Genomic DNA, 24,183 nt, shown 5'->3' on the forward strand with positions numbered 1-24,183 from the left:
TCTCTAACCAGAATTCCTACGGAATTCTTCTAACGGACGCCGCGTTTTGCCTGCCTGCGGATAACCGCCGGCGAGCGGCCGGGAGCGCGTCATGATTGTCGCGCTCCTCAACCAGAAGGGCGGCGTCGGCAAGACGACGCTCGCGCTGCACCTCGCCGGCGAATGGGCGCGACGCGGCCAGCGCGTCACCGTGATCGACGCGGACCCGCAAGGCTCTGCGCTCGACTGGTCACAGCAACGCGCGCGCGAGTGCCTGCCGCGCCTCTTCGGCGTCGTCGGCCTGGCGCGTGACACGCTCCACCGCGAAGCGCCGGAGCTGGCGCGCGACGCCGATCACATCGTCATCGACGGGCCGCCCCGCGTCGCCGGGCTGATGCGTTCCGCATTGCTCGCCGCCGATCTCGTCCTGATCCCGGTGCAGCCATCGCCATTCGACGGCTGGGCCTCGGCCGAGATGCTGGCGCTGCTCGGTGAGGCGCGCATCTATCGTCCGCAGCTCGCGGCCCGCTTCGTGTTGAACCGATGCGGCGCGCGAACCGTCATCGCCCGCGAAACGGCCGAGACGCTCGCCGATCACGACCCGCCGGTGCTGGCATCCACCATCGGCCAGCGCGTCGCCTTTGCCGATACCGCGCAGTCCGGACGCCTCGTGTCGGAGGTCGACGACGAAAGCCCGGCCGCGCGCGAGATCGCCGCGCTGTGCGTCGAGATCGGAAGGCTCGGACCATGACCGGGCCGTCTCAGAAACGCGGCTTCGCCGCCCGCCCCGGTGATGCTGAGCACTGGATCAAGTCGTCGGCGGCGCCGCCTGCGCGCGACCCGGGCATCGCCGCGTTCTCGGCGCGATTGACCATCGACGTCACCTCCGAATTGCGCGGGCGCATCAAGATCGCGGCATTCCGGCGCGGCGTCACGGTCGCCGACATGCTGCGCGACCTGCTCGCGCGCGAATTTCCCCCGACCGAAGGAGACCCATCATGACCGGCACCGCGGCCTCGCGCGTGCGCAGCGGCCCGTCGCCGTCCGCGCTCGCGTCCGACCATCTGACTCATGTCGAACTGACCTGGATCGAGAAGAGGATCGAATACTGGATCCGGTTCGGAGACGACGTCCACGAACAGATTCTGGATCGCCGCCGGCGTGTCCTCTCCTACCAGCCGGGCAGCATCTTCGCGTTCGTCCGCTGGGCCTCCAACGACTTCGGCACGATCATCTCGCGCATCGACATCGTGCGCGCCGTCTCGTCGCGCCAACCCTATCACACGCTGCCGTTCGTGCGCCCTGGCGGCGACATCCTGCTCAAGCTCGAAGGCTGGCCGAAGGTCGAGCACGTACTCCAACTCATCGACGCCATCGAAGCGCGCAACATCGATCCGGCAGCGGTCTCGCCCGATCATTGGCGGCACATCCACAACCGCCTGACGGCAGGCCACGAGCCTCGTGCCTACACGTTCGAGCAGCATCGGGCATTCCTGAAGCGCCGGAGTGCCGAGCCATGACCCGCTTCGGCTACGTCATGACGACGTATTTCGCCGTGATGCTGATCGGCGGCCTGTCGTTCATCCACATTGCGCCGAAGCTGATTTGGAACGCCTCGGCCAGCACGCCGATCGGGCTCTATTCCATCGACCGATCACCGCGTCTCGAAGTGACTGACCTGGTCGCCGTGGCCGCTCCCGAACCGCTCGCCACGTTTCTCGCCGAGCGCGGCTACCTGCCGCGCGGCGTTCCACTGATGAAGCGCGTGGCGGGACTTCCGGGGCAGCATGTCTGCCGAACCGGCGCACGCATCTCCGTCGATGGCATCACGATGGGAGAGGCGCTGCGGCGTGACCGCCTCGGCCGCGATCTGCCGGTCTGGCAGGGCTGCCGGCGCATCGCGGACGGCGAGATCTTCCTCATGAACTGGTCCGTCCGCGACAGCCTCGACGGCCGCTACTTCGGTCCCATTCCTACCAGCTCGATCATTGGCCGCGCGATGCCGGTGTGGACCGACGAAGACGACAGCGGCCACTTCGAATGGCGCGCCCAAACACGTTGAGGGGCGCGCCGAACCTCTCCCTCACAAGCAGCAGAAGGAACCTTCCCATGCCACAGATCGGTCAGTTCACCCGCACGAAGTCCGGCTATTCCGGCCGCGTCCGCACGCTCACCCTCGACGCCGCGCTTTCTCTCTTTCCGGCCGAACCTTCCGACGCCGAAAACGCGCCGGACTACCGCGTCCATCTCGGCGACGAAGATGGCCCCGAGGTTGGCGCCGGCTGGAAGCGGACCGGCGAGAAGGCTGGCGAGTACGTCTCGCTGCTCCTCGACGATCCCGTCTTCGCGCAGCCAGTGCGCGCCAATCTGTTCCAATCCGGCGACGATAAGACGACTTGGGGCCTCCACTGGAACCGTCCGCCGAAGCGCGGCGAGCGGGACTGAGGCCATGCGGACGCTTCACTCACCGCACAGGTGCTTCGTGGATTCCGGGCGGACGCATGCCGCCCGGAATCTCGCCATCCTACTCCTTTCCGGTCTGCTTTTCGGCGCAGGATTGCCCGCCGCCACTCTGGCTCAGAGCGCACCGGTCGAGCGAACCGATCCTGCCGATCCGATCGCCGCCTATGTTGCCGAGGCCTCGCAGCGCTTCGGCGTTCCGGCGGCCTGGATTCGCGCCGTCATGCGCGCCGAAAGCGCGGGCGACGTGCGCGCGATCTCCCGAGCGGGTGCGATGGGGCTCATGCAGATCATGCCCGATACCTGGACGGCGCTGCGCATCCGCTTGTCTCTCGGTAACGACCCCTACGACCCGCGCGACAACATCCTGGCAGGCGCGGCCTATCTGCGCGAAATGCACGACCGCTACGGCACGCCGGGCTTTCTCGCAGCCTACAATGCCGGTCCCGGTCGCTACGACGAATATCTTGCGGGCGGCCGTGCGTTACCGGCGGAAACGCGGGCCTATGTCGCGGCCCTCGCACCTCTTGTCGGCGGCGGCGAGATCGCTGGAACCATCACTGTTGCGGCCGCCGATCCGCTGGCGTGGACGCGCGCACCGCTGTTCATCACGCGCGCCGACGGCACGACCTCTGCTGATCGTGTGCAGACCGGGGGCCGTTCTGAAGACGCTCCCGCGGCGGCTTCGCTGCGCGAGGTTTCCGCGATCGCGCCGCAGTCCTCCGGCCTGTTCATCACGCGATCGGATGGTGGAGGCCCGCGATGACGGCGCCTCGACCGGATCGCGGTCTGGCGTGCCCCGGCGCATCATGGAGAGCGCTGAGGGGGGAGCGAGGCAACACGACCGCACGATGGCAGGATAAAGGGGCGCGATGTGCGCTTCGGTTCGGTCGTGTTTTTTCAGGGGCTTACGCGGCGAATTCGCGAGGTGCGCCTGATCGGCGCAGCCTGCGGCTTCGGCAATTTCAGAAGAAAATCAGTGCCGTTGCGCGATGTGCGGGATCGCGACCATGAGCAGCGAGGACGATTTCCGCATCCGGCCAGGTCGCATCCGCTCGACGAGCGCGCAGCGCGCCAGACCCTTCATCGCGCAGGCGCTGGCGGCGGCCCAGCGCGCCGGCGGAACGGTCTCCCGCAGGGGGACGATCGGGCCGAACCACCGCTCCCGGTTCGGCCGGGGCCAGCGCGCATCGGTGCAGGCCAACCGGCTCATCACCTCCCGCTCGCGCGGCGCCGTCATCAAGGCGCGTGTCGTCCGTCACGGCGGACGGAGCGCGCCGCTTGCGACCCACCTCAGCTATCTGAGCCGCGAGGGCGTCACCCGGGACGGAGAGAAGGCCCGGCTGTTTGGCCCCGGCACGGACGATGCCGATCGACAAGCGTTCGCGGAGCGGTGCGAAGATGACCGGCATCATTTCCGGTTCATCGTCTCGCCAGACGACGCCTTGGAGATGTCCGACCTCAAGACTTTCACCCGCGACCTCGTCGGGCAGATGGAAAAGGACCTCGGCACGAAGCTCGATTGGGTCGGCGTCGATCATTGGAACACCGAGCATCCGCACGTCCACCTGATCGTGCGTGGCGTGCGCGAGGACGGCGAGAACCTCGTCATCTCGCGCGACTACATCAAGGAGGGCATGCGCGATCGGGCGCGCGACCTGATCACCCAGGAGCTCGGCCCCCGCACCGATCAGGAGATCCGCCGCACGCTCGAACGCCAGATAGCCGCCGAGCGTTGGACCAACCTCGACCGACAGCTCACGCGCGACAGCACCCGCACCGGCGTCATCGACCTCGCGCCGCATCCCGACCGCCAACCCGACGAGTTCCATGCGCTCAAGGTCGGGCGACTACGCAAGCTGGAATCGCTCGGTCTCGCCAACCAGTTCGGTCCCGGCCAATGGGCCATGTCGGAGAATGCCGAGGCGACGCTGCGCGAGCTGGGCGAACGCGGCGACATCATCAAGCGCATTCATCGCGGCCTGGCCGAGCGGGGCATCGAGCGCGGCGCGGCCAATTATGTGCTGGCCGCCGAGAGCCTGGACGATCCCGTCGTCGGCCGGTTGGTCGCCCGTGGCCTCGACGACGAGCTGAAGGGCACGGCCTATGCCGTGGTCGATGGCGCCGACGGGCGCACCCACCACATCAAACTGCCCGACCTCGATGCCGCCGGCGACAGCACGCCGGGCTCGATCGTCGAACTGCGCAAGTTCGACGACGCCCAGGGCCGGCGGCGCGTGGCGCTGGCGGTCCGCTCGGACCTCTCGATCGAGCGGCAGATCACGGCGACCGGCGCCACCTGGCTCGACCGTCAGGCAATTGCCCGCGAGCCGGTCGCCCTTGGTGGCGGCGGCTTCGGCGCAGAGGTGCGCGGGGCGATGGATCGCCGCGCCGAACATCTGATCGGCCAAGGCCTCGCCGAACGTCAGAGTCGCGGCGTCAGCTTCAGCCGTAACCTGATCGAGACCCTGCGCCTGCGCGAACTGGACGCGCTCGGCGAGAAGCTGGCGTCGGAGAGCGGACGGCCGCTGACGCGCGCTTCGACCGGCGAATACGTCTCCGGCACCTACCGGCAGCGCTTCGCGCTCGCCTCCGGCCGGTTCGCAATGATCGACGACGGCCTCGGCTTCCAGCTCGTGCCTTGGTCCCCCTCACTCGAAAAGCAACTCGGCCGCCATGTCTCCGGCCTCGCGCGCGGCGACGGCGGCATCGACTGGAGCTTTGGCCGCAAGCGGGGGCTCGGATTGTAGAGAAGCGTCAGCTCAGGCGACGGTGAGTCAGCCAATCTTGCCCACGGGTATCAACCAGCGCAGCAGGAAAGTTTCGTCACATCCTTGTCGAAGCCCTGTGCGGCGAGCTTCAATCCCTCCACCGTCGTAAGGTAAGGAAAGATCGTCTCGCCAAGCTCCTTCGTCGTCATTCCAAATTTGATCGCAAGCACCATGGTCTGGATACTGTCCGCACCCTCGGGTGCGAGGATCTGCGCCCCGAGCACGCGGTCGGTATTCCTGTCGGCCACCAGCTTTATGAGTCCGCGCGTGTCACGGGCTGCGAGCGCCCGCGGCACCTGGTCGAGCGGTGCAACCGACGTCTTCACATCGAAACCGCGCTGTCTTGCCTGTCGCTCGGAAAGTCCGACGCCCGCGACCTGCGGATCAGTGAAGACCACCCAGGGCATGGCGGTGTTGTCGTAGACGAGACTGTCGCCGTTGAGCGCGTTGCGCGCGGCAAGCTTGGCGCCATAGGCCGCCATATAGACGAACTGATCGCGTCCGGTCACATCGCCGGCGGCATAGACGCCGGATTTCGAGGTGCGCATCCGGTCATCGACAACGATCCCGCCATTGGGCGCCAGCCTTACGCCGGACTCCTCCAGGCCAAGGTCCGCCGTGTTGGGTATGCGTCCGGTCGTCACCAGAACCTGCTCGGCGGTGAGCGTCTCTTTGCTGCCATCCACATCAATGGTCAGCGTGATTCCACCGTCTTGCTGCCCGATCCTGGAATAGGTCAGTCCGGTGCGGACATTGATGCCTTCGTCGGCCAGATAGCGGGCGAGTGCTTGCGCGATTTCCGGTTCCGCCTCGGGCAGCAGCCGCGAGCGCGTGACCAGGGTTACGGCGGTCCCTGTGCGGGCAAACATCTGCGCCAGTTCACAGCCGATATAGCCGCCCCCGATGACCAGAAGCGAGCGCGGCTGCCGGTCAAGTTCCAGTGCCGTGGTGCTGGTGAGGGTGGGAACATTCTCAATGCCGGGGATGCTCGGCATGGCCGGCGCCGCGCCGGTGGCGACGATGATCTTGCCCGCAGAAACGGGGCTGTCGTTCACAAGCACACCGGCGCCATTCAGCCTTGCTGCCCCCTCCAGATAGGCGATGCTGCTATATTCGGGCAGCAGATCGACATATTTCTTCTGCCGGAGTGTTCCGACGAGATCGTCCTTGGCCGCGACCAGCGCTGACCAGTCAGCAACATGGGCCTCACCGGCGAGGCCAGCGAACCGGCTTGCCGCGCGTGCGCCATGCAGAGCTTCGGCGGCGCGGATCATGGTCTTGGACGGCACACACCCGACATTGACGCACGTGCCGCCGATGAGCCCATGTCCGATGAGAGCCACATTCGCGCCTTGCTCGGCAGCTGTGATCGCAGCGGAGAAACCCGCCGAACCCGCACCGATGACGGCGAGATCATAGCCACCTTTCCGGTTGCGGTCTGTGCTGCAGCAATCGGCCATATCAGGCCCTTCTCTTGTTCGATTGTGTGTCGGAGGCACAGCACGCCGCCGCCCGCTCCCGCCGCCAGAACCCATAGGCGGTAATCACGAGAAAGAGGACGAGCGCTGGAATGAGAACATAGTCGATCCAGCCGAGCCAGGCCGACAGGCCAAGAGCGCCGAGCGCCAGACCCAGGACCGGTGTTGCGCAGCAGATCGCCGCGATGACCGATCCGATGATGCCGGTCTTGAGGATCGTCATGTCCTTCATCTTCCCGGACCTAGCTTCTCGCTGTCGCCGGATAGCCGGCATTCGTCGAGGCCGCTGCGATCGCTTCCGGCGTCGTAATCGAGGGATCGAACACCACAATCGCTGTCTTGGCGTCGAAATTGATCTCGACCGACTTCACGCCGTTCACGCCCGCCATGGCCGATTTGACCGTGACCGGGCATAGCGCACAGGTCATGTTCTCGATGGAGAACCTCACCGTCCGGACGGCAGTGACTTGGGCAGCCGCCGATTGTGCCGCAAATAGCGAGACGCCCGACGTGGACAAGATGCCGGCGGCGCCCAGAACCAGCACGCCTGCGGTGATGACGAGACTTCGTTTCATGTCGTGTTCTCCTAGTAAAAAAGTGGTGCCCACCAGTTGATCGTCAGGGCCAGAACGACAAGCACGCTCGCCAGCCAGAGAGCAGTCTTGGTGATGATGGAGGATTCCGGCCGGGCGCAGTAGGATCCCTCCTCGCAAGCGGGTTTCGGCTTGAAATAGATCTGCCGGAAGCCAAGCCCGATGAAAACCAGGGCTACCGCCGCGAAGTAGGGCTTGTAGGGTTCAAGCGCCGTGAGGTTGCCGATCCAGGCCCCGGAAATGCCAAGCGCAAAGAGCGCGAGCGGTGCAATGCAGCAGGTCGAGGCGAGGATCGCGCCAACGACGCCGCCCGCCGCGAACCAGCTCTTGCGCCGGTCCTTGATTTCCCGTGGCGCGCTCAGCGGTGCTGTTTCGACATCCGTATGGCTCATGCGACTCGACCCTCGATTTTCATTCGATCGGAGCCTACAGTCTGTAGCAACTACAGACTCAAGGGGTTTATCAAACGATGAGCGATCACGTTTCAGGGAGAGGGTTGCAGCGGGCCAAACTCGCTCAGCGCACGGGCTGCAATCTCGAAACCATCCGCTATTACGAGAAGATCGGCATGATGCCCGATCCGCCGCGCATGGCATCGGGCTACCGCGTCTATAGCGAGAGTCACGTCTCGCGGCTGCGTTTCATCCTGCGTGCCCGTGAGCTTGGCTTCGCCATCGAACAAATCCGCGGCCTGCTCGACCTCGTCGATGGCGGCACCCAGACCTGCGCCGAGGTGAAGGAGCGGACCGAAAGGCATCTGGCCGATGTACGTGCAAAAATCGCCGATCTCCGGCGTATCGAAAAGGTGTTGGCGGCGACCGCAGCGCAATGTTCTGGAGACGACGTGCCCGAGTGCCCGGTCCTGGAGGCGCTGGCATCATGATGGCACATTGGCGATTTATTTCGGAGCGGCCTTGGCGGAGATCTCCGGCTGCTTTGCCTTCTGTGCCGGGCTGCGCCTGGACCGATCCCCGCTGTGGCTCACACCGAGCACGGCGAGCCTTGCGCTCTTCGCTTATCCGCCATAGCGAGGCCAATGGGTATTGACCCCGTACTGTGGTACGGAGTCTAAAGTTCTTACTTTACGAGACACGCCATGGCCACCGGAATGACCATCAGCCGAGCCGCCGAGCGGGCGGGCGTCGGCGTCGAAACCATCCGCTTTTACGAGCGGCGCGGGCTGATCGAGCAACCCGTCCGGCCAAGGACCGGTGGCTATCGCTTCTATGATACCGAGGTCGTCGAGCGTATCCGATTCATCCGGCAGGGGCAGGAGCTCGGATTCTCCCTGCGCGAGATTGCGGAACTCCTCTCGCTACGGGCCGATCCGGGGGCCGATTGCGGCGATGTCCGAACGCAGGCGGTGAGCAAGCGCGAAGAGGTCGACCGTAAGATCGCGCAGCTTCAGCACATCCGGAGCGCCCTCGACGAATTGATTGCTACCTGCCCGGGCGGCGGCGCCTTGCGCGCCTGCACGATCATCGACGCAATGGCCGGTCGCCGAGCGACAAAGGCCCTCCGACCATCCGGTAAGAGAGTTGGTCAGAACAGAACAACGAAAGGACAGGACGTGAAAACCGCCACGTTCAAGATCGACGGCATGCACTGCGACGGCTGTGCACGCACCATCGAGGCGCTCGTTTCGACCGAGCCCGGTGTGCGCAAGGCAACCGTTTCGTTCAAGGCGCGCGAAGCCCGCATCCTGTTCGATCCACAGGTCAGGAACGAGGACCAGCTCGCGGCGGCGATCCGCAAAGCCGGATATTCCGTCGCGAGCCAGTGATCGTGACGGAATTCGGGCTCATCAATCTCCTTGTCGTCCCCGCAGCGCTAGGCCTGTTCGGCTTCATCGAGCCCTGCTCGATCGGCTCGAGCCTCATCTTCATCAAGTATCTCGAGCGCAAGGAAGCGGCGCGGAAGCTTGCCGAAACCGTGCTGTTCGGTGCAACGCGCGCAATTTTCATCGGCGCGTTGGGCGTCCTGGCGGTCCTTCTGGGCACGGCTTTCCTCGGGTTGCAGAAGGGCGCGTGGATCTTACTTGGCGCGGTGTATCTCGTCATTGGCGCGCTCTACGCCACGGGGCGGGCGCGATTGCTGATGCAGTCGATCGGACCGCGGCTCAGCAGTCTCTCCAGCGCACGTGGATCCGTCGGCCTCGGCGTGCTCTTCGGCCTCAACATCCCGGCCTGCGCGGCGCCGCTGCTGCTGGTCCTTCTTGGGGCCGCGGCGGCTGGTGGCGCGACAGGTGCCACATTCCTCGGCGGCTTCGTCTCCCTCGCCGTATTCGGCCTCGCGCTGTCGCTGCCGCTTGTCCTAGCCGTGCTGTTCGCACCGGCGCGGCGGGCGCTCGACTGGCTGGCGGGCCTCTCGGCCCGCGTGCCCTTTTGGACCGGCGTCGTGCTCGTGGCGCTCGGCCTGTGGTCGATCGGATTCGGCCTGTTCGTTACCCTGCCCGAGCCGGCGTGACGTAAGCGCAGTCGCGCTTTGTCCAGCCATCGTCGCCTCTTGACTCCGTACGTCGGTACGGGGTGCAGGCTTCCACTGAAGTTGCCCGAATCGAAGCCGGCAAGGGCGTCCTTCCCGGCAACCAGCCTCAACGGAGGCCGCCATGACCGTCGCGACAACCACAGACCCTGCCGCCCTGCCACTATGGACCGAGGAGCCCGCGAGCCGCCGGGATCGGGCGCGTATCCGGGCGCGCATCGGTGGGCTCCACTGTTCGCTCTGCACGAGCACCATCGAAAAGGCGCTCGGCCGCAAGCCCGGCGTCGACAAGGTGGCGGTGAGCCTCACCCACGAGCAGGCTCTGGTTGAATACGACCCCGCCATAGCCGACCCAACTGAACTCCTCCAGACGCTGCGCGATATTGGCTACACATTGCACGATCCGCGCAAGCTGCGCGCCTTCGAGGAGGAGGAACGCGATCTCGTGCGCGAGGGTCGGCGCTTCCTTGTCGCCGTCGCCTTCAGCCTGATTGCCATCGCGCTCATCGCAGCGCCAACAGGCATCGGATCAACCGCGCTGCCGCTCGTCGCCGCACTCGGCCTCATCGGCTTCGTGTTCCTGGTGCTCCGTGCGCAAGGACTATGGATCGCGACTTCAAGCGCAACGGGTCTCGGGGTGCTTGCCGGCTCACTGCTCCTGTACCGCGAGACGCTCGGTGTTACGGCGGCCACGCCGTGGCTGGTCGGTGCGCTTGCAGTTCTCCTCGTCTTCGGCGTCGCCCGTCACATCCTGAGCATGGCGATCCAGGCGCTGCGCCGGGGGATTCTGAATCAGCACGTGCTCTTGGAAGCAGGCGCGTTCGCCGGCCTCACGGGCGGCCTGATCGGGCTCACCTTCGATCCGCCCGGCTACCCGACCGCGCCGTTCTTCGCGGTCTCGGTCATGGTCGCCACCTACCATCTCTTCTCCGAATGGCTGTCGCTCATCGTCAAGACCCGCAGCTCTCAGGCGGTCAAGCGCCTGCTCGACCTCCAGCCGGACGTCGCCCGCGTTGTGCGGAACGGCCGCGAGGTGGAGATCCCGATAGCGGACGTCGTGGTCGACGACCTCGTGCGCATCCGCCCAGGCGAACACTTGCCCGTCGATGGCGAGGTGGTGGAGGGGCATTCTTCGGTCAATCAGGCGCTCGTCACCGGCGAGCCGATACCAGTCGAGCGCTCGGTCGGCGATAAGGTCATCGGTGGATCGATCAACGGCACGGGCGCGCTGCTCGTCCGGGTCACCGCGGTTGGCGAGCAGAGCTTCCTGCAGCGCATCGCACGCGAGGTCGAGGACGCCCGCGCTCTGAAGCCCGGCCTTCTGCACCTCGTCGACCGCGTGCTTGTCGTCTACACACCAACGGTACTCACGATCGCGTTGCTCGCGGCGCTTGGCTGGATGATTGTTCCCTGGCTGCTCGGCAGCGAGCCCGACCTGCAGCGGGCGGTATTCGCGGGTCTGAGCGTGCTGGTCATGGGCTATCCCTGCGCCGTCGGCATCTCGGCGCCGCTGTCGATCGTGCGTGGCGCGGGTGAGGCGGCCGAGCGGGGAATCCTCATGCGCACCGGCGAGGCGTTCCAGGGCTACCGGCTGGTGAGCCAGGTCGCCTTCGACAAGACCGGGACGCTGACCGAGGGGCGACCGCGCCTTATCGAGATCGAAGCTACAGGCATCACCGAGGAGGGTCTGCTCGGCGTCGCTGCCGCAGCCGAAGCCTCCTCCGAGCATCCGCTGGCTGACGCGATCGTAACCGCTGCCTTCGAGCGGAATATCACGCCGCCTGAGGTGGAGCGCTTCGAGGCTGTTCCGGGCAAGGGCGTTCGTGTGCGCATCGGTACGGAAACCGTGCTGGCCGGTAGCCCACGCTTCATGACCGAGAGCGGCATTGACTTGGCGTCGCTGGCGAGCCGCATCGTTACGCTCGAACGCGCCGGACGCACCGTCATCGCTGTCTGCCGCAACGGGCAGCCTCTTGGCCTACTCGCCCTTGGCGACACTGTCAGGAGCGAGGCCGCCCAAACATTGGCCGCACTGAAAGATGTGGGCGTCAGAACCGTGCTGGTGACTGGCGACAACGAGCTCGCGGCGCGACGGGTCGCGGCCGAGGTCGGGATCGACGAGGTTCACGCCGGAATCCTCCCCGGCGAAAAGGCGGCGCTCGTGCGGCGGCTTCAGGAAAGGGGCCGAGTGGCAATGGTCGGCGATGGCATCAACGATGCGCCGGCGCTGATGCAGGCGGATGTCGGTATCGCCATGGGCGGGGGCACTGACATCGCCATCGATGCGGCCGACATCATCATCCTGAGCAATCGGCTCGACGGTGTGGTGACCGCCCGAGAGATCAGCCGCCGCAGCTACCGCAAAATGGTGCAGAACGTCTCGCTCGCCTTCCTGTTCAACGGTATCGGCGTGCCGCTGGCGACGACCGGGCTCGTCTATCCGGTCTGGGCGATGGTGGCCATGGCGGTGAGCGTGACGACGATCTTCTTCAACTCGCTGTGGGGCCAGCCCTCGCTGTTCTTCCAAGCCATCCTCAGCGTCGGCAAACCGGTCGCAGCGGAGAAGGCATGAGCGCAGTGACCAGAGGACTCCGAAACCCCTTCAGGACCCGGGTTCGCACCAGCGTCGTCGTGCTCCTCCTCGCCATCATCATCGGCCTCTTCGCGGTGATGGTGCAGGGTGCCTCCCTCACGCGGCAGAAGCTGGAGGACCTGCAGGCGAGCGTCCGGACGGTCATTGAGCTGCGCGAGGCCGGCGCGTTCGGCACCGGCGGCTTCGGCGGCGACAGGCCCATAGGCGCGGATACGTTCTCTCTCGCCACGCTGGAGCAGTTGCGACGTATCGCGAGCGCTGGCCACATTACCAGGGTCGAAGAATACATCCATAGCCCCGAGATCGATGCGAGTAAGCCGAATGCCTACGCGATGGTCATCGGCCTTCGTCCCACGGCCCCGATGCGTGCGATCGGCGAAGTCGACTACGAGAACGCCCGGATCATAGCGGGGCGGGGCTTGGGCGAGCCGGACGCTGATCGGGACGTGGCCGTGGTCGGTCGCCTGTATGCGAAGGAGCGCTTGGGCATCGATGCGCGCAGCGAGACCGCGCTCAGCGGGCGTACGGTCGCTCTGAATGGCCACACGCTCGAGGTCATCGGCATCTACGCCACCGGTAATGACTTCGGGGACAACCACGTCTTCGTTCCCCTGGAAGCCTTCCGGCGGATCTACAATCCTGGCGATAAGCTTTCGAAGATCCGAGTGACGGTCGACTCGGTCGCGAACGTCGAGGCCGTCACCGCGGATCTCAAGCAGTTGCGGGGGGTCGACGCCGTCACCGCGTCCGAGCAGGTGTCGACGGCCAGGACCACGCTCGGCAGCATGGCCGCCGCCACGCTCTACGCCTCGCTTCTGCTGTTCGCGATCGGCGGCGTGCTTGTGGCGTTCGTCATGGTATTGGCCACCAAGGAGCGCATCCGGGAGATCGGCACGCTCAAGGCGATCGGCGCTTCGAACTGGGAGATCGCGAAGCAGTTCCTATCGGAGGTCCTCGCCTTGATCTTTCTTGCTGCGGCCGGCGCGGTGCTCGTGGCCGCCCTGTTCGGCTTCGCCCTGCGCGCGGCCTTGGACCTCGACCTGCGCCTCGATCAGAACACGCTCCTGTTGATCGTCGTCGGCGGATTTGCTTTTGCCGCCATCGGCAGCTGCTATCCGGTCTTCAAGGGCATCCGGCTCAGCCCCGTGCAGGCCATGAAGGACACGTAAGGAGAGCCTCGATGGGAATGATGGTCTTGGGGCTTCGCAATCTGCTGCGGAACAAGGTCCGGCTGGTTCTCGTCGCGATCCTGATCGGCGTGCCGTTCTTTCTGCTCCTCGCCATGAATGCGATCGGGGACGCAGTGCAGCGGCAGACCGCGGTGCTGGCCGAGAACGTGAATACCGTCCTGCAGCTCCGCGCGCGCGGGTCTATGGGCCACGTGAACATGGTCGGCCAGGATCGCATCCTGCCCCAGGATGTCCTGGAGAAGGTGCGCGGGATCGCGCACGTGGAGCAGGTCGAGCCGTACCTGCTGGCCATGGCGCCCATCACGCCGCCCAACTTCGTCATGCATGTGGGGCTGGCGCCGACGGCCGTGAAACGCCTCGAGTCGCACGGCGAGGCGGGCAATCCAAGGATCATAGCCGGCCGCGACTTCACCCCCGAAGATGCCGGACAGGACGTGGCGATCATTGGCCAGGGTTACGCCCAATGGGCAGGGATCAAGCCCGAGGACATGGGCACGGCAACACTGAACGTCGACCCGACGCGCACACATCCCGTGATCTTCGCCATGGATCGCCCGACGCGGGAGCTCCGGATCGTCGGCATGTACGCCAGCGGCTACATTTTCGGCGACCTCCAGCTTTTCATGCCGGTCGACACCTTCCGGTCGGTCTACGGCACGGATCAGGGAATCTCCTGGCTCTTCGTCAAAGTGGACTCGGTCGAAAACGTCCCGCTCGTGGCGCAACGCCTGAGAGACGCTGTCGGCGACGTGGCGGACATCCTGGTGCCCGAGAGCGCCGCCATCTTCACTGCCACGACCAGCCGCACGGTCATGCAGCTTTCCGGCGCCGGGGGTCTTTTGGCGATTGCGCTGATGGTCATCGTCGTTTTCTTCGTTCTCTTGATGACAGTGCGGGAGCGGGCACGCGAGATCGGCACGCTGAAGGCGATCGGTGCGAGCGATGGCGGCGTCACCGTTCAGTTCCTCACCGAAGCCGTGGCGCTAAGCCTGCTCGGGGGTGCGCTTGGCCTGCTGCTCTTCGGGGCGGTGGGCGCGATGGTCACGGGACGCCTGTTCGCGCTCAGCATCGGCCCCTTCCTGCCGAGCCACTACAAGCCGCTGTTCGAGAGCCTCGCGGTCAGCAACCAGGTTTCGGCTTCGGTGCTCATTCTCGTTCTCGTGGTCGCTGTGCTCACCGCAGCCGTCGGCAGTGCCTATGGCGTCTGGCAAGCCGTCAAACTCTCCCCGCTGGAGGCCATGAAGCATGAATAGCACAACGCCATTGATCGAGCTTCGCGGCATCTCGAAGTCCTATCGCAAGCGCGGCGAAACCATCAATGCCATCGCCGACGTCGATCTCGAATTGCCGGAGAAGGGCATGGTCGCCATCGTCGGCCCGAGCGGAAGCGGCAAGTCGACGCTTCTGCACCTGATCGGGGCCATGGACCGGCCCACGCGCGGCGAGGTCGTCGTGGCCAGCCAAGTGGTGAACGGCCTGCCGCAGGGCGAGCTGACCCGGTTTCGCCGGCGGACGGTCGGGTTCGTCTTCCAGACCTTCAACCTCATCCCGAACCTGACGGCCCTGGAGAACGTCGCGCTGCCGATGGAATTCAACGGCGTTGCAAGGTCGGAGAGAACTAGGCGGGCAAAGGCCCTGTTGGAGAGGTTTCAACTTGGGCACAGGTTAAAGCATCGCGCGAACGAGCTTAGCGGCGGTGAGATGCAGCGCGTGGCGATTGCTCGCGCCATCGCCAACGAGCCGCGACTGGTCCTCGCCGACGAGCCGACCGGCAACCTCGACTCCAAGACCGGCGCGCTGATCTACGAGCTGCTGAAGGAGATTTCGCGGGAGCGGACCGTCCTCGTGGTTACCCATGCCGAGCCGCTGGCGGCGATGGCGGATCGGGTGCTGCATCTCCAGGATGGGCGGATCAGGGCATGACCGCACTCGAGCCGCTGCTGCAAGACGTTACCGCCCTCACGCCGCTCGCTGTGGCGCTCGTTGCTCTCGCCGGCCTCGTCGTCGGGATTGCGCCGAGCTCGTTCCCACTGATTTCGGTGGCGGCCGGCCTCGCGGCGGGACAGGGCGCGGCAGCATCCGGCGGGCGACACGTCGAAGGGCTGTGGCTGTCGGTGGGCTTCGCGCTCGGTATCGCCACGGTCGATGCGGTGCTCGGCGCCCTGTTCGGTCTTGCCGGGTTCGCCGTGCTGCGCGTTCTGGTCAGTTATCTCGCTCTCGCCTACGCTTTCTTAGCGGTCATCCTGACGGTGGCCGGCCTTGCGTTGCTGCGCGTCATCCACATCGTCGTGCCAGTGCTCACGCCATCGGTTAAACCGACGCGGAGCTTTCTTGGCAGCTATTTGCTCGGACTTCCGTTCGGTTTGTCGACCTGTCCGGCCTGCACCCCGCTCCTGCTTCCGGTCGTGGCTGCGGCTGCTGGGACGGCCGACCCACTGATGGGCGCGGTTCTCATGGCCACCTTCGGCCTTGCCCGCGGCATTCCGATCGTGGTGGCCGGCACCGCGGCTGGGAGCCTCGCACATCTCAGGCACACCCGCCGGTTTACGCTGTGGGCCGAACGCGCCGGCGCCGCGCTGATGCTCGCCGCAGCAGTCTATTTCCTCTATCAGGCCGCCCTTTACGCCGGGTGGCTGACGCCATGAACAATGGACCCAGTTTGGTTAGGCGGCTGCCGCTTTCAACACAATCGGTCGCGAGTAGCCCCCAACGCTTATTGCGCCATTCCCTGTATCTGTTCGCTAGCGCCGCCAAACCTACGCTTCCCGGCAGCGACGCCTTGTAATCCCCGGCACGAGCCACCGACTTTGACGGTATTTGCTGTTAAGGAAACCAAGGCTTGTCCGCGACCAAAATCCTGTGGGGACAGATCTTCGTCGTCTTCCTGATCGTGCTCACCACGACCTGGGCCGCGACGCAGTGGACGGCCTGGCAGCTCGGCTTTCAGCCGCAGCTCGGCCGTCCGTGGTTCGAGCTGTTCGGCTGGCCCATCTACTATCCGCCCGCCTTCTTTTGGTGGTGGTATCTCTACGATGCCTACGCGCCGCCGATCTTCGTCGAGGGCGCCTACATCGCGGCATCCGGCGGCTTCATCGCGATCGCGGTCGCGATCGGCATGTCGGTCTGGCGAGCCCGCGAGGCCAAGAACGTCGAGACCTACGGCTCCGCGCGCTGGGCACGGCCCGATGAGGTGAAATCCGCTGGGCTGCTTGGACCCGACGGCGTCGTGCTCGGCAAGCTTGATCGCACCTATCTTCGCCACGACGGACCCGAGCATGTGCTCTGCTTCGCGCCGACCCGCTCCGGCAAGGGCGTCGGCCTCGTGGTGCCATCGCTGCTGACCTGGCCGGGCTCAGCCATCGTCCACGACATCAAGGGCGAGAACTGGCAACTCACCGCCGGCTTCCGCGCGCGGCATGGCCGGGTGCTGCTCTTCGACCCGACCAACGCGAAGTCGGCCGCCTACAATCCGCTGCTCGAAGTCCGTCGCGGTGAATGGGAAGTTCGCGACGTTCAGAACATCGCCGACATCCTGGTCGATCCCGAAGGGTCGCTGGAAAAGCGGAATCACTGGGAGAAGACCAGCCACGCGCTCCTCGTCGGCGCCATCCTCCACGTCCTCTATGCCGAGGCCGACAAGACGCTCGCCGGCGTCGCCGCCTTCCTGTCCGATCCGAAGCGGCCGATCGAGTCGACGCTTGCCGCCATGATGAAGACCGCCCATCTCGGCGCGGCCGGACCCCACCCGGTCATAGCCTCCGCCGCCCGGGAGCTGCTGAACAAATCGGACAACGAGCGCTCGGGCGTGCTGTCGACCGCGATGTCCTTTCTCGGGCTCTACCGCGACCCGGTCGTGGCGGCCGTGACGCGCCGCTGCGACTGGCGCATCACCGACATCGTCGGCGGCGTGCGGCCGTCGACACTCTACCTCGTGGTCCCACCCTCCGACATCGCGCGCACCAAGCCGCTGATCCGGCTGATCCTCAATCAGGTCGGCCGGCGATTAACCGAGGATCTGCAGACCAAGGGCGGGCGGCATCGCCTGCTCCTGATGCTCGACGAGTTCCCGGCACTCGGCCGCCTCGACTTCTTCGAGTCCGCTCTGGCGTTCATGGCCGGCTACGGCCTGAAGAGCTTCCTCATCGCGCAGTCGCTGAACCAGATCGAGAAGGCCTATGGGCCGAACAACTCGATCCTCGACAACTGCCATGTGCGCGTCAGCTTCGCGACCAACGACGAGCGGACGGCCAAGCGCGTCTCCGATGCGCTCGGCACCGCGACCGAGATGCGGGCGATGCGGAACTATGCCGGGCACAGGCTCAGTCCCTGGCTCGGCCATCTGATGGTCTCGCGCTCTGAGACCGCACGGCCGCTGCTGACGCCCGGCGAGGTCATGCAGCTCCCACCTGCGGACGAGATCATCATGGTGGCGGGTACACCGCCGATCCGGGCGAAGAAGGCCCGCTACTTCGAGGATCGTCGGTTTCAGGAACGCATCCTGCCACCGCCAGCGCTGGCAAAGACAGCGGCGGCAAAGCCGGATGACTGGAGCAAGATGCCGCTGCCGCCGCGGCTGGAGATCGAGGGCGCCGCCGCAACAGATGGCCAGGGCGACGACGAGGATCCGACCGGCTCGGAACGCCGCCACCAGCCCGAGCTGAACAAGGCCGGGACCGTCGAGAAGAAGGCGCCGATCGACAATGAGTTCGCCGCCGATTTCGGCGACGACGAGGAAGACGACAGCGCCCGGATGAGCCGGATGAACCAGGTCATGCAGGGCGTCGCCCGACAGGTCTCACTCGACCCCAATGACGGCATGGACCTGTGAGGCGCCGATGACGAAACCATCAAAAAAGCAGCGCCTGTCCGTCTATCTCGATCCGGACGTCATGAAGGCGCTGGCGGCCTATGCCGCACGGCGCGATCAATCGCGCTCCCTGATTGCCGAAGCGGCCATCGCTTCCTTCCTGTCGCCCGACGCCGCCGAACGGCAGGAAGCAGCGACCACCAAGCGTCTCGACCAGGTCGATCGCCGCATGACGCGAATGGAACGCGACCTCGGCATCTCCGTCGAGATGCTGGCCGTCTTCGTCCGCTTCTGGTTGACGACCAATCCGCCGTTGCCGGAACCTGCCCAGGCCGCGGCGCGTGCTCAGGCAGGCGAGCGATACGACGCCTTCGTCGCTGCGCTCGGCCGGCGACTCGCCAAGGGACCGAAGCTGCGTCAGGAGATTTCGGAAGACGTGTCGGGCATCGCGGACGCGGAATAGTCATCGCGCGCGGCATCGCAAGTATTCATCAGTACCGCCGATCCCCTGTCTTTGTACGCCAGAGCGCTACGACCACATTCCGGTTGTTGCCACGCCCCAACTTCTGCCTCTTCTACTCATCCCCGATCCAGGGCCGCTTGTCGGCGGTCCCGCACGGAACGGGGACGACATGACGGTTTCTCACCAGCAATCCGAGGCGATACTTCGCGGCGCGCGCATGTTGCGCACCGCTCTCGGCCCCGCCATCGCAGGATTCCTGGAAGACCCGTCGATCGTCGAGGTGATGCTCAATCCCGACGGGCGGCTCTGGATCGACCGCCTGTCGGAGGGACTTTCCGATACGGGAGAACGTCTGTCCGCCGCCGACGGCGAGCGCATCGTGCGTCTGGTCGCGCACCATGTCGGCGCCGAGGTTCATTCCGGTCGCCCACGCGTCTCGGCCGAACTGCCCGAGACCGGCGAGCGGTTCGAGGGTCTGCTGCCACCCGTCGTCACAGCTCCGGCCTTCGCGATCCGCAAGCCGGCCGTCGCGGTGTTCACACTGCAGGACTACGTCGCGGCCGAGATCATGTCAGCCGACCAGGCCGCGATCCTTCGTCAGGCCGTCGCCGACCGGCGCAACATTCTCGTCGCCGGCGGCACGTCCACCGGCAAGACCACGCTCACCAATGCGCTGCTCGCCGAGGTGTCGAAGACCTCCGACCGCGTCGTGCTGATCGAGGACACGCGCGAACTGCAATGCGCCGCGCCGAACCTCGTTGCGATGCGCACCAAGGACGGCGTCGCCTCGCTCTCCGATCTCGTCCGCTCCTCGCTTCGCCTGCGCCCCGACCGCATCCCGATCGGCGAGGTGCGCGGTTCCGAAGCGCTCGATCTCCTTAAAGCATGGGGCACGGGCCACCCCGGCGGTATCGGCACGATCCACGCCGGCACCGCGCTCGGCGCGCTGCGCCGCCTCGAACAGCTTATCCAGGAAGCTGTCGTCACCGTCCCCCGCGCGCTGATCGCCGAGACCATCGATCTCGTCGCGGTGCTCAGCGGCCGAGGCTTGACCCGTCGCCTCGCCGAACTCGCCCGCGTCGAGGGTCTCAAGCCGGACGGCGACTACCGCGTCACCCCCACAACCCAGCCCCTCTCAGGAGATCTCCCATGAATCGTCATTGCCTGCGCCTCTGCCGCCATATCTCGACGGCGGCGGCCGTCGCCTTCGTCAGCATGATGATGGCGCCCGCCGCATATGCTTCCGGCTCGTCCATGCCTTGGGAAGCGCCGCTGCAGTCCATCCTCGAGTCGATTGAGGGACCTGTGGCCAAGATCATCGCTGTGATGATCATCATCATCACAGGTTTAACACTCGCCTTCGGCGATACATCAGGCGGCGCGCGGAAGCTGATCCAGATCGTCTTTGGCCTGTCGATCGCCTTCGCCGCGTCGAGCTTCTTCCTGTCCTTCTTCTCCTTCGGCGGTGGAGCGCTCGTCTGATGGCGAGCCTGATCGACAGCGCCGGCGAAGTGCCGGGCTACGCCGTCCCGGTCCACCGGGCGCTCACCGAGCACATCCTGCTCGGCGGCGCGCCACGTTCGATCGCCATCCTCAACGGCACGCTGGCGGCAGCGCTCGGCCTTGGCCTGCGCCTCTGGCTGGTCGGTCTCGGGCTCTGGGCGATCGGCCATTTCGCGGCCGTGTGGGCGGCCAAACGCGATCCGCAATTCGTCGATGTCGTGCGCCGTCACCTGCGCATTCCCGGCCATCTGAACGTCTGAGGTGGGCTCATGATGAACCTCGCCGAATATCGCCGGACCTCGACCCGCCTCGCGGATTTCCTGCCCTGGGCCGCGCTCGCGGGCGAGGGCGTCGTCCTCAACAAGGACGGGAGCTTCCAGCGCACCGCGCGGTTTCGCGGTCCCGACCTCGACTCTGCGGTTCCCGCCGAGCTCGTCGCCGTGGCCGGCCGGCTGAACAACGCCTTCCGCCGCCTCGGCTCGGGATGGGCGATCTTCGTCGAGGCGCAACGCCATGGCGCCGGGGCCTATCCCGCGAGCCGCTTTCCCGAGGCCGCCTCGGCCCTGGTCGACGCCGAACGCAAGGCGGATTTCGAGGAAGACGCCTCGCATTTCGAGTCCAGCTATTTCCTGACCTTCGTCTATCTGCCGCCAGCGGAGGACGCCGCCCGCGCCGAGAGCTGGCTCTATGAAGGCAAGGCCGAGAACGGCATCGACCCTTACGAGGCGTTGCGCGGCTTCGCTGATCGCACCGACCGCGTGCTCCAGCTCATCGAGAATTTCATGCCGGAATGCGCCTGGCTCGATGACGGCGAGACGCTGACCTATCTCCATTCGACCGTCTCGACGAAACGCCATCGCGTGCGCGTGCCTGAGACACCGATATATCTCGATGCGCTGCTGGCCGATCAACCGCTCACCGGCGGGCTGGAACCGCGCCTGGGCGACGCCCACTTGCGTATCTTGACGATCGTCGGCTTCCCGACGGCGACCACGCCCGGTCTGCTCGACGACCTCAATCGGCTCGCCTTTCCGTATCGCTGGTCGACGCGCGCCGTCCTTCTGGACAAGACCGACGCCACCAAGCTGCTCACCAAGATCCGGCGGCAGTGGTTCTCCAAGCGCAAGTCGATCGCCGCGATCCTCAAGGAGGTGATGACCAACGAGGCCTCGGCGCTGGTCGATACCGACGCGGCGAACAAGGCGGCCGATGCCGATCTCGCGCTCCAGGAGCTCGGCGCCGACTATGCCGGCCAGGCCTATGTCACCGCGACGGTCGCCGTCTGGGACGCCGATCCACGCATCGCAGCCGAGAAGCTGCGCTTGGTGGAGAAGATCGTTCAGGGCCGCGACTTCACCGCGATGGCGGAGACGATCAACGCCGCCGACGCTTGGCTCGGGTCACTGCCCGGCCATGTTTACGCCAACGTCCGGCAACCGCCGATCTCGACGCTCAATCTCGCCCACATGATCCCGCTGTCGGCGGTGTGGGCGGGGCCGGAACGGGATGAGCACTTCGGTGCGCCCCCCTTGCTGTTCGGCAAGACCGAAGGGTCAACCCCGTTCCGGTTTTCCCTTCATGTCGGCGACGTCGGCCACACGCTCGTCGTCGGGCCGACCGGCGCCGGCAAGTCCGTGCTGTTGGCGCTGATGGCGCTTCAGTTCCGGCGCTATTCGGGCTCGCGGGTCTTCGCCTTCGATTTCGGCGGCTCTATCCGCGCCGCGGCGCTCGCCATGGGCGGCGATTGGCACGATCTCGGCGGCGGGTTGACCCAGGGCGCGGCCGACAGCGTGTCGCTGCAACCTCTCGCCGGCATTCATGACGTGCCGGAACGTGCCTGGGCCGCCGACTGGATCGTCGCTATCCTGATGCGCGAGGGCGTGACGATCTCGCCGGAGGTGAAGGAATATATCTGGACGGCGCTGACCTCGCTCGCGAGCGCGCCTGTTGGCGAGCGCACCATCACCGGGCTTGCCGTCCTCCTTCAATCGAACGACCTCAAGCAGGCGCTGCGACCATATTGCGTCGGCGGCGCTTATGGCCGGCTGCTCGACGCCGAAAGCGAGCACCTCGGCTCAGCCTCGGTGCAAGCGTTCGAGACCGAGGGCCTGATCGGAACGGGCGCGGCGCCGGCCGTGCTCGCTTACCTGTTCCATCGCATTGAGGATCGCCTCGACGGCAGCCCCACGCTGCTCATCGTCGACGAAGGCTGGCTGGCGCTCGACGACGAGGGCTTCGCCGGTCAGCTCCGCGAGTGGCTGAAGACGCTGCGCAAGAAGAACGCCTCCGTCGTCTTCGCCACCCAGTCGCTCTCCGACATCGACGGTTCGGCGATTGCGCCCGCCATCATCGAGAGCTGCCAGACCAGGCTCCTGTTGCCGAACGAGCGCGCGATCGAACCGCAGATCACTGCGATCTACCGGCGCTTCGGCCTCAATGACCGCCAGATCGAGATCCTCGCCCGCGCGATGCCCAAACGCGACTATTACCGCCAGTCCCGCCGCGGCAACCGGCTGTTCGAGCTCGGCCTGTCCGACGTTGCGTTGGCGCTGTGCGCCGCCTCGTCGAAGACCGACCATGCCGCCATCGAGCGCACCATCGCCGAACACGGCCGCGACGGATTCCTGCCAGCCTGGCTGCGGCTGCGCGGCGTCGCCTGGGCATCCGACCTCATTCCCGACCTCACCAACCTGGAGAGCAAACCATGATCTTCCGTCGCTCACGCGCGGCGTTTCTCGCCGCGTCCATCCTTTCGATTCCCGTGGCGCTATCGCCCGTGATGGTCACGCCCGCATCCGCGCAATGGATCGTCTACGACCCGACGAACTACGTGCAGAATGTTCTCTCGGCGGCCCGCGCGCTGGAGCAGATCAACAATCAGATCACCTCGCTTCAGAACGAGGCGACGATGCTGATCAACCAGGCGCGCAATCTCGCAAGCCTGCCGTACTCCTCGCTTCAGCGCCTGCAGCAGTCCGTGCAGCGGACGCAGCAGCTCCTACAGCAGGCCCAACGCATCGCCTACGACGTCCAGCAAATCGACCAGGCCTTCACATCCACCTACGGCAATGCGTCGATGTCGGCGTCTGACCAGCAGCTCGTGGCGCAGGCGCGCGAGCGCTGGCAGAACACGGTCGGTGGCCTGCAGGATGCACTGCGGGTGCAGGCCGGCGTCGTCGGCAACATCGACACCAACCGCGCGGAGATGTCGGCGCTGGTCGGCCAGAGCCAAGGCGCGACCGGCGCATTGCAGGCGACCCAGGCCGGTAACCAGCTCCTCGCCCTGCAGGCCCAGCAGCTCGCCGACCTCACCGCCGTCGTCGCCGCCAACGGCCGGGCGCAGGCGCTCCAGTCGGCCGAACAGGCCACGGCCGCCGAGCAAGGCCGCGAGCAGCGTCGGCGCTTCCTGACTCCGGGCACCGGCTACCAGCCAGGCAGCGCCAAGATGTTCTACGGCGGCAACTGAGGGGCGGCGTCATGGACGGAAAGATGCTGGCTCGCCTCGGCGCCGTGGTGTTCGTCGCGGTCGCGGTCACCGCGACCGCGATCGAGCTGACCCGGAAGGAGGACGAGCTCGCCGGCTGGTCCGCAGGGCGCGTCGAGAATTCGCAGGCCGATCCGCTCCGCGCCGAGCTGATCCGTTGCCAGCGCCTTGGCGAGGCCGGCCCCCGTGACGCCGCCTGCCTGCGCGCCTGGGCGGAAAACCGCGAGCGGTTTCTCGCACCGGGCGCGCGACCCAAGGAGCGCTTGCCCGATGCGGCGACGGCCCCGCAGCCCCAGTTTGGCGCTGACCCGCGGAACACGACGCTGGACAATCCTACCCCCCAGGAAACAACGCCGCAGCAAGACGAGGCCCGATAGC

The 24,183-nt window shown here is 66.2% G+C and carries 27 protein-coding genes; 23 read left to right on the forward strand and 4 right to left on the reverse strand.

Annotated features, from left to right (window positions below):
- Positions 1–91: 91 nt before the first annotated feature.
- The 7 genes from parA to Q1J79_RS13355 all read left to right on the forward strand — a co-directional run bounded on the left by parA (position 92) and on the right by Q1J79_RS13355 (position 5,189).
- A complete protein-coding gene (gene parA, locus Q1J79_RS13325) occupies positions 92–730 on the forward strand; it encodes a ParA family partition ATPase (RefSeq protein WP_300301157.1) in 639 nt (212 codons plus the stop codon).
- Positions 727–981 (forward strand): hypothetical protein, encoded by a 255-nt coding sequence (locus tag Q1J79_RS13330; protein WP_300301159.1) that lies wholly within the window; start codon positions 727–729, stop codon positions 979–981. The genes parA and Q1J79_RS13330 overlap by 4 nt, the downstream gene beginning before the upstream one ends.
- Positions 978–1,499, forward strand: a complete 522-nt coding sequence (locus Q1J79_RS13335; protein ID WP_300301161.1) for a DUF2840 domain-containing protein — start codon at positions 978–980, stop codon at positions 1,497–1,499. The genes Q1J79_RS13330 and Q1J79_RS13335 overlap by 4 nt, the downstream gene beginning before the upstream one ends.
- Positions 1,500–1,516: 17 nt before the next feature.
- Positions 1,517–2,041, forward strand: coding sequence for a S26 family signal peptidase (locus Q1J79_RS13340; protein WP_300301395.1), 525 nt, complete (start codon positions 1,517–1,519; stop codon positions 2,039–2,041).
- A gap of 47 nt (positions 2,042–2,088) precedes the next feature.
- Positions 2,089–2,424, forward strand: coding sequence for a DUF736 domain-containing protein (locus tag Q1J79_RS13345; RefSeq protein WP_300301163.1), 336 nt, complete (start codon positions 2,089–2,091; stop codon positions 2,422–2,424).
- 4 nt (positions 2,425–2,428) lie between these two features.
- Positions 2,429–3,205, forward strand: a complete 777-nt coding sequence (locus tag Q1J79_RS13350; protein WP_300301165.1) for a lytic transglycosylase domain-containing protein — start codon at positions 2,429–2,431, stop codon at positions 3,203–3,205.
- A gap of 244 nt (positions 3,206–3,449) precedes the next feature.
- The gene (locus Q1J79_RS13355) at positions 3,450–5,189 is read left to right on the forward strand and encodes a VirD2 family relaxase/mobilization nuclease (protein WP_300301167.1); all 1,740 of its coding nucleotides are present in this window, start codon (positions 3,450–3,452) and stop codon (positions 5,187–5,189) included.
- Between the two features lie 50 nt (positions 5,190–5,239).
- Here the strand turns inward: Q1J79_RS13355 and merA are convergent, their stop codons facing one another.
- The 4 genes from merA to Q1J79_RS13375 are packed head-to-tail and all read right to left on the reverse strand — an operon-like array spanning position 5,240 to position 7,673.
- Complete coding sequence (gene merA, locus Q1J79_RS13360; RefSeq protein WP_300301169.1) at positions 5,240–6,670, reverse strand: mercury(II) reductase; 1,431 nt, start codon at positions 6,668–6,670, stop codon at positions 5,240–5,242.
- Position 6,671: 1 nt separating this feature from the next.
- On the reverse strand, positions 6,672–6,920 hold the full coding sequence (gene merF / locus Q1J79_RS13365; protein WP_367182988.1) for a mercury resistance system transport protein MerF: 249 nt from the start codon (positions 6,918–6,920) through the stop codon (positions 6,672–6,674).
- A gap of 10 nt (positions 6,921–6,930) precedes the next feature.
- Positions 6,931–7,263, reverse strand: a complete 333-nt coding sequence (locus tag Q1J79_RS13370; protein ID WP_300301174.1) for a heavy-metal-associated domain-containing protein — start codon at positions 7,261–7,263, stop codon at positions 6,931–6,933.
- An 11-nt stretch (positions 7,264–7,274) separates the two neighbouring features.
- Positions 7,275–7,673: a mercuric transporter MerT family protein gene (locus Q1J79_RS13375; RefSeq protein WP_300301176.1), complete on the reverse strand. Its 399-nt coding sequence runs from the start codon at positions 7,671–7,673 to the stop codon at positions 7,275–7,277.
- Between the two features lie 77 nt (positions 7,674–7,750).
- Between Q1J79_RS13375 and Q1J79_RS13380 the strand changes: the two genes are divergently transcribed.
- The 16 genes from Q1J79_RS13380 (at position 7,751) to trbK-alt (ending at position 24,182) form a co-directional block, all read left to right on the forward strand.
- Positions 7,751–8,164, forward strand: a complete 414-nt coding sequence (locus tag Q1J79_RS13380; RefSeq protein ID WP_300301179.1) for a helix-turn-helix domain-containing protein — start codon at positions 7,751–7,753, stop codon at positions 8,162–8,164.
- A 213-nt stretch (positions 8,165–8,377) separates the two neighbouring features.
- The gene (locus Q1J79_RS13385; RefSeq protein WP_300301182.1) at positions 8,378–9,064 is read left to right on the forward strand and encodes a MerR family DNA-binding protein; all 687 of its coding nucleotides are present in this window, start codon (positions 8,378–8,380) and stop codon (positions 9,062–9,064) included.
- 2 nt (positions 9,065–9,066) lie between these two features.
- Entirely contained in the window at positions 9,067–9,747 is a 681-nt protein-coding gene (locus Q1J79_RS13390; RefSeq protein WP_300301184.1) for a cytochrome c biogenesis protein CcdA, read from the forward strand.
- A 142-nt stretch (positions 9,748–9,889) separates the two neighbouring features.
- Complete coding sequence (locus tag Q1J79_RS13395; protein ID WP_300301187.1) at positions 9,890–12,337, forward strand: cation-translocating P-type ATPase; 2,448 nt, start codon at positions 9,890–9,892, stop codon at positions 12,335–12,337.
- Complete coding sequence (locus tag Q1J79_RS13400; protein WP_300301189.1) at positions 12,334–13,527, forward strand: ABC transporter permease; 1,194 nt, start codon at positions 12,334–12,336, stop codon at positions 13,525–13,527. The genes Q1J79_RS13395 and Q1J79_RS13400 overlap by 4 nt, the downstream gene beginning before the upstream one ends.
- 11 nt (positions 13,528–13,538) lie before the next feature.
- Entirely contained in the window at positions 13,539–14,801 is a 1,263-nt protein-coding gene (locus tag Q1J79_RS13405; protein WP_300301191.1) for an ABC transporter permease, read from the forward strand.
- Positions 14,794–15,471, forward strand: coding sequence for an ABC transporter ATP-binding protein (locus tag Q1J79_RS13410; RefSeq protein WP_300301193.1), 678 nt, complete (start codon positions 14,794–14,796; stop codon positions 15,469–15,471). Before Q1J79_RS13405 ends, Q1J79_RS13410 begins: the two co-directional genes overlap by 8 nt.
- Positions 15,468–16,193 carry a cytochrome c biogenesis protein CcdA gene (locus Q1J79_RS13415; protein ID WP_300301195.1) on the forward strand — a complete coding sequence of 242 codons (726 nt, stop codon included), beginning with the start codon at positions 15,468–15,470 and terminating at the stop codon, positions 16,191–16,193. Before Q1J79_RS13410 ends, Q1J79_RS13415 begins: the two co-directional genes overlap by 4 nt.
- A gap of 194 nt (positions 16,194–16,387) precedes the next feature.
- On the forward strand, positions 16,388–18,376 hold the full coding sequence (locus tag Q1J79_RS13420) for a conjugal transfer protein TraG (RefSeq protein ID WP_300301198.1): 1,989 nt from the start codon (positions 16,388–16,390) through the stop codon (positions 18,374–18,376).
- On the forward strand, positions 18,357–18,818 hold the full coding sequence (locus tag Q1J79_RS13425) for a CopG family ribbon-helix-helix protein (protein WP_300301200.1): 462 nt from the start codon (positions 18,357–18,359) through the stop codon (positions 18,816–18,818). Before Q1J79_RS13420 ends, Q1J79_RS13425 begins: the two co-directional genes overlap by 20 nt.
- Before the next feature lie 169 nt (positions 18,819–18,987).
- On the forward strand, positions 18,988–19,971 hold the full coding sequence (trbB, locus tag Q1J79_RS13430; protein ID WP_300301202.1) for a P-type conjugative transfer ATPase TrbB: 984 nt from the start codon (positions 18,988–18,990) through the stop codon (positions 19,969–19,971).
- Positions 19,968–20,300, forward strand: a complete 333-nt coding sequence (locus Q1J79_RS13435; protein WP_300301204.1) for a TrbC/VirB2 family protein — start codon at positions 19,968–19,970, stop codon at positions 20,298–20,300. Before trbB ends, Q1J79_RS13435 begins: the two co-directional genes overlap by 4 nt.
- Positions 20,300–20,581 carry a VirB3 family type IV secretion system protein gene (locus Q1J79_RS13440; RefSeq protein WP_203192640.1) on the forward strand — a complete coding sequence of 94 codons (282 nt, stop codon included), beginning with the start codon at positions 20,300–20,302 and terminating at the stop codon, positions 20,579–20,581. Before Q1J79_RS13435 ends, Q1J79_RS13440 begins: the two co-directional genes overlap by 1 nt.
- A 9-nt stretch (positions 20,582–20,590) precedes the next feature.
- A complete protein-coding gene (gene trbE / locus Q1J79_RS13445) occupies positions 20,591–23,029 on the forward strand; it encodes a conjugal transfer protein TrbE (protein ID WP_300301207.1) in 2,439 nt (812 codons plus the stop codon).
- A complete protein-coding gene (gene trbJ, locus Q1J79_RS13450) occupies positions 23,026–23,787 on the forward strand; it encodes a P-type conjugative transfer protein TrbJ (RefSeq protein ID WP_300301217.1) in 762 nt (253 codons plus the stop codon). The genes trbE and trbJ overlap by 4 nt, the downstream gene beginning before the upstream one ends.
- Before the next feature lie 11 nt (positions 23,788–23,798).
- Positions 23,799–24,182: a putative entry exclusion protein TrbK-alt gene (gene trbK-alt / locus Q1J79_RS13455; protein WP_300301219.1), complete on the forward strand. Its 384-nt coding sequence runs from the start codon at positions 23,799–23,801 to the stop codon at positions 24,180–24,182.
- Position 24,183: the final 1 nt, after the last annotated feature.

The organism is Ferrovibrio sp. (genome assembly GCF_029255545.1).
Classification (GTDB): domain Bacteria; phylum Pseudomonadota; class Alphaproteobacteria; order Ferrovibrionales; family Ferrovibrionaceae; genus Ferrovibrio.

What these genes read in the sequence shown, in the direction of transcription:
- parA (WP_300301157.1), top strand. Translation starts at nt 92, where the DNA reads ATGATTGTCGCGCTCCTCAACCAGAAGGGCGGCGTCGGCAAGACGACG.
- Q1J79_RS13330 (WP_300301159.1), top strand. Translation starts at nt 727, where the DNA reads ATGACCGGGCCGTCTCAGAAACGCGGCTTCGCCGCCCGCCCCGGTGAT.
- Q1J79_RS13335 (WP_300301161.1), top strand. Translation starts at nt 978, where the DNA reads ATGACCGGCACCGCGGCCTCGCGCGTGCGCAGCGGCCCGTCGCCGTCC.
- Q1J79_RS13340 (WP_300301395.1), top strand. Translation starts at nt 1,517, where the DNA reads ATGACGACGTATTTCGCCGTGATGCTGATCGGCGGCCTGTCGTTCATC.
- Q1J79_RS13345 (WP_300301163.1), top strand. Translation starts at nt 2,089, where the DNA reads ATGCCACAGATCGGTCAGTTCACCCGCACGAAGTCCGGCTATTCCGGC.
- Q1J79_RS13350 (WP_300301165.1), top strand. Translation starts at nt 2,429, where the DNA reads ATGCGGACGCTTCACTCACCGCACAGGTGCTTCGTGGATTCCGGGCGG.
- Q1J79_RS13355 (WP_300301167.1), top strand. Translation starts at nt 3,450, where the DNA reads ATGAGCAGCGAGGACGATTTCCGCATCCGGCCAGGTCGCATCCGCTCG.
- merA (WP_300301169.1), bottom strand. Translation starts at nt 6,670, where the DNA reads ATGGCCGATTGCTGCAGCACAGACCGCAACCGGAAAGGTGGCTATGAT.
- merF (WP_367182988.1), bottom strand. Translation starts at nt 6,920, where the DNA reads ATGAAGGACATGACGATCCTCAAGACCGGCATCATCGGATCGGTCATC.
- Q1J79_RS13370 (WP_300301174.1), bottom strand. Translation starts at nt 7,263, where the DNA reads ATGAAACGAAGTCTCGTCATCACCGCAGGCGTGCTGGTTCTGGGCGCC.
- Q1J79_RS13375 (WP_300301176.1), bottom strand. Translation starts at nt 7,673, where the DNA reads ATGAGCCATACGGATGTCGAAACAGCACCGCTGAGCGCGCCACGGGAA.
- Q1J79_RS13380 (WP_300301179.1), top strand. Translation starts at nt 7,751, where the DNA reads ATGAGCGATCACGTTTCAGGGAGAGGGTTGCAGCGGGCCAAACTCGCT.
- Q1J79_RS13385 (WP_300301182.1), top strand. Translation starts at nt 8,378, where the DNA reads ATGGCCACCGGAATGACCATCAGCCGAGCCGCCGAGCGGGCGGGCGTC.
- Q1J79_RS13395 (WP_300301187.1), top strand. Translation starts at nt 9,890, where the DNA reads ATGACCGTCGCGACAACCACAGACCCTGCCGCCCTGCCACTATGGACC.
- Q1J79_RS13400 (WP_300301189.1), top strand. Translation starts at nt 12,334, where the DNA reads ATGAGCGCAGTGACCAGAGGACTCCGAAACCCCTTCAGGACCCGGGTT.
- Q1J79_RS13405 (WP_300301191.1), top strand. Translation starts at nt 13,539, where the DNA reads ATGGGAATGATGGTCTTGGGGCTTCGCAATCTGCTGCGGAACAAGGTC.
- Q1J79_RS13410 (WP_300301193.1), top strand. Translation starts at nt 14,794, where the DNA reads ATGAATAGCACAACGCCATTGATCGAGCTTCGCGGCATCTCGAAGTCC.
- Q1J79_RS13415 (WP_300301195.1), top strand. Translation starts at nt 15,468, where the DNA reads ATGACCGCACTCGAGCCGCTGCTGCAAGACGTTACCGCCCTCACGCCG.
- Q1J79_RS13425 (WP_300301200.1), top strand. Translation starts at nt 18,357, where the DNA reads ATGACGGCATGGACCTGTGAGGCGCCGATGACGAAACCATCAAAAAAG.
- trbB (WP_300301202.1), top strand. Translation starts at nt 18,988, where the DNA reads ATGACGGTTTCTCACCAGCAATCCGAGGCGATACTTCGCGGCGCGCGC.
- Q1J79_RS13435 (WP_300301204.1), top strand. Translation starts at nt 19,968, where the DNA reads ATGAATCGTCATTGCCTGCGCCTCTGCCGCCATATCTCGACGGCGGCG.
- Q1J79_RS13440 (WP_203192640.1), top strand. Translation starts at nt 20,300, where the DNA reads ATGGCGAGCCTGATCGACAGCGCCGGCGAAGTGCCGGGCTACGCCGTC.
- trbE (WP_300301207.1), top strand. Translation starts at nt 20,591, where the DNA reads ATGATGAACCTCGCCGAATATCGCCGGACCTCGACCCGCCTCGCGGAT.
- trbJ (WP_300301217.1), top strand. Translation starts at nt 23,026, where the DNA reads ATGATCTTCCGTCGCTCACGCGCGGCGTTTCTCGCCGCGTCCATCCTT.
- trbK-alt (WP_300301219.1), top strand. Translation starts at nt 23,799, where the DNA reads ATGGACGGAAAGATGCTGGCTCGCCTCGGCGCCGTGGTGTTCGTCGCG.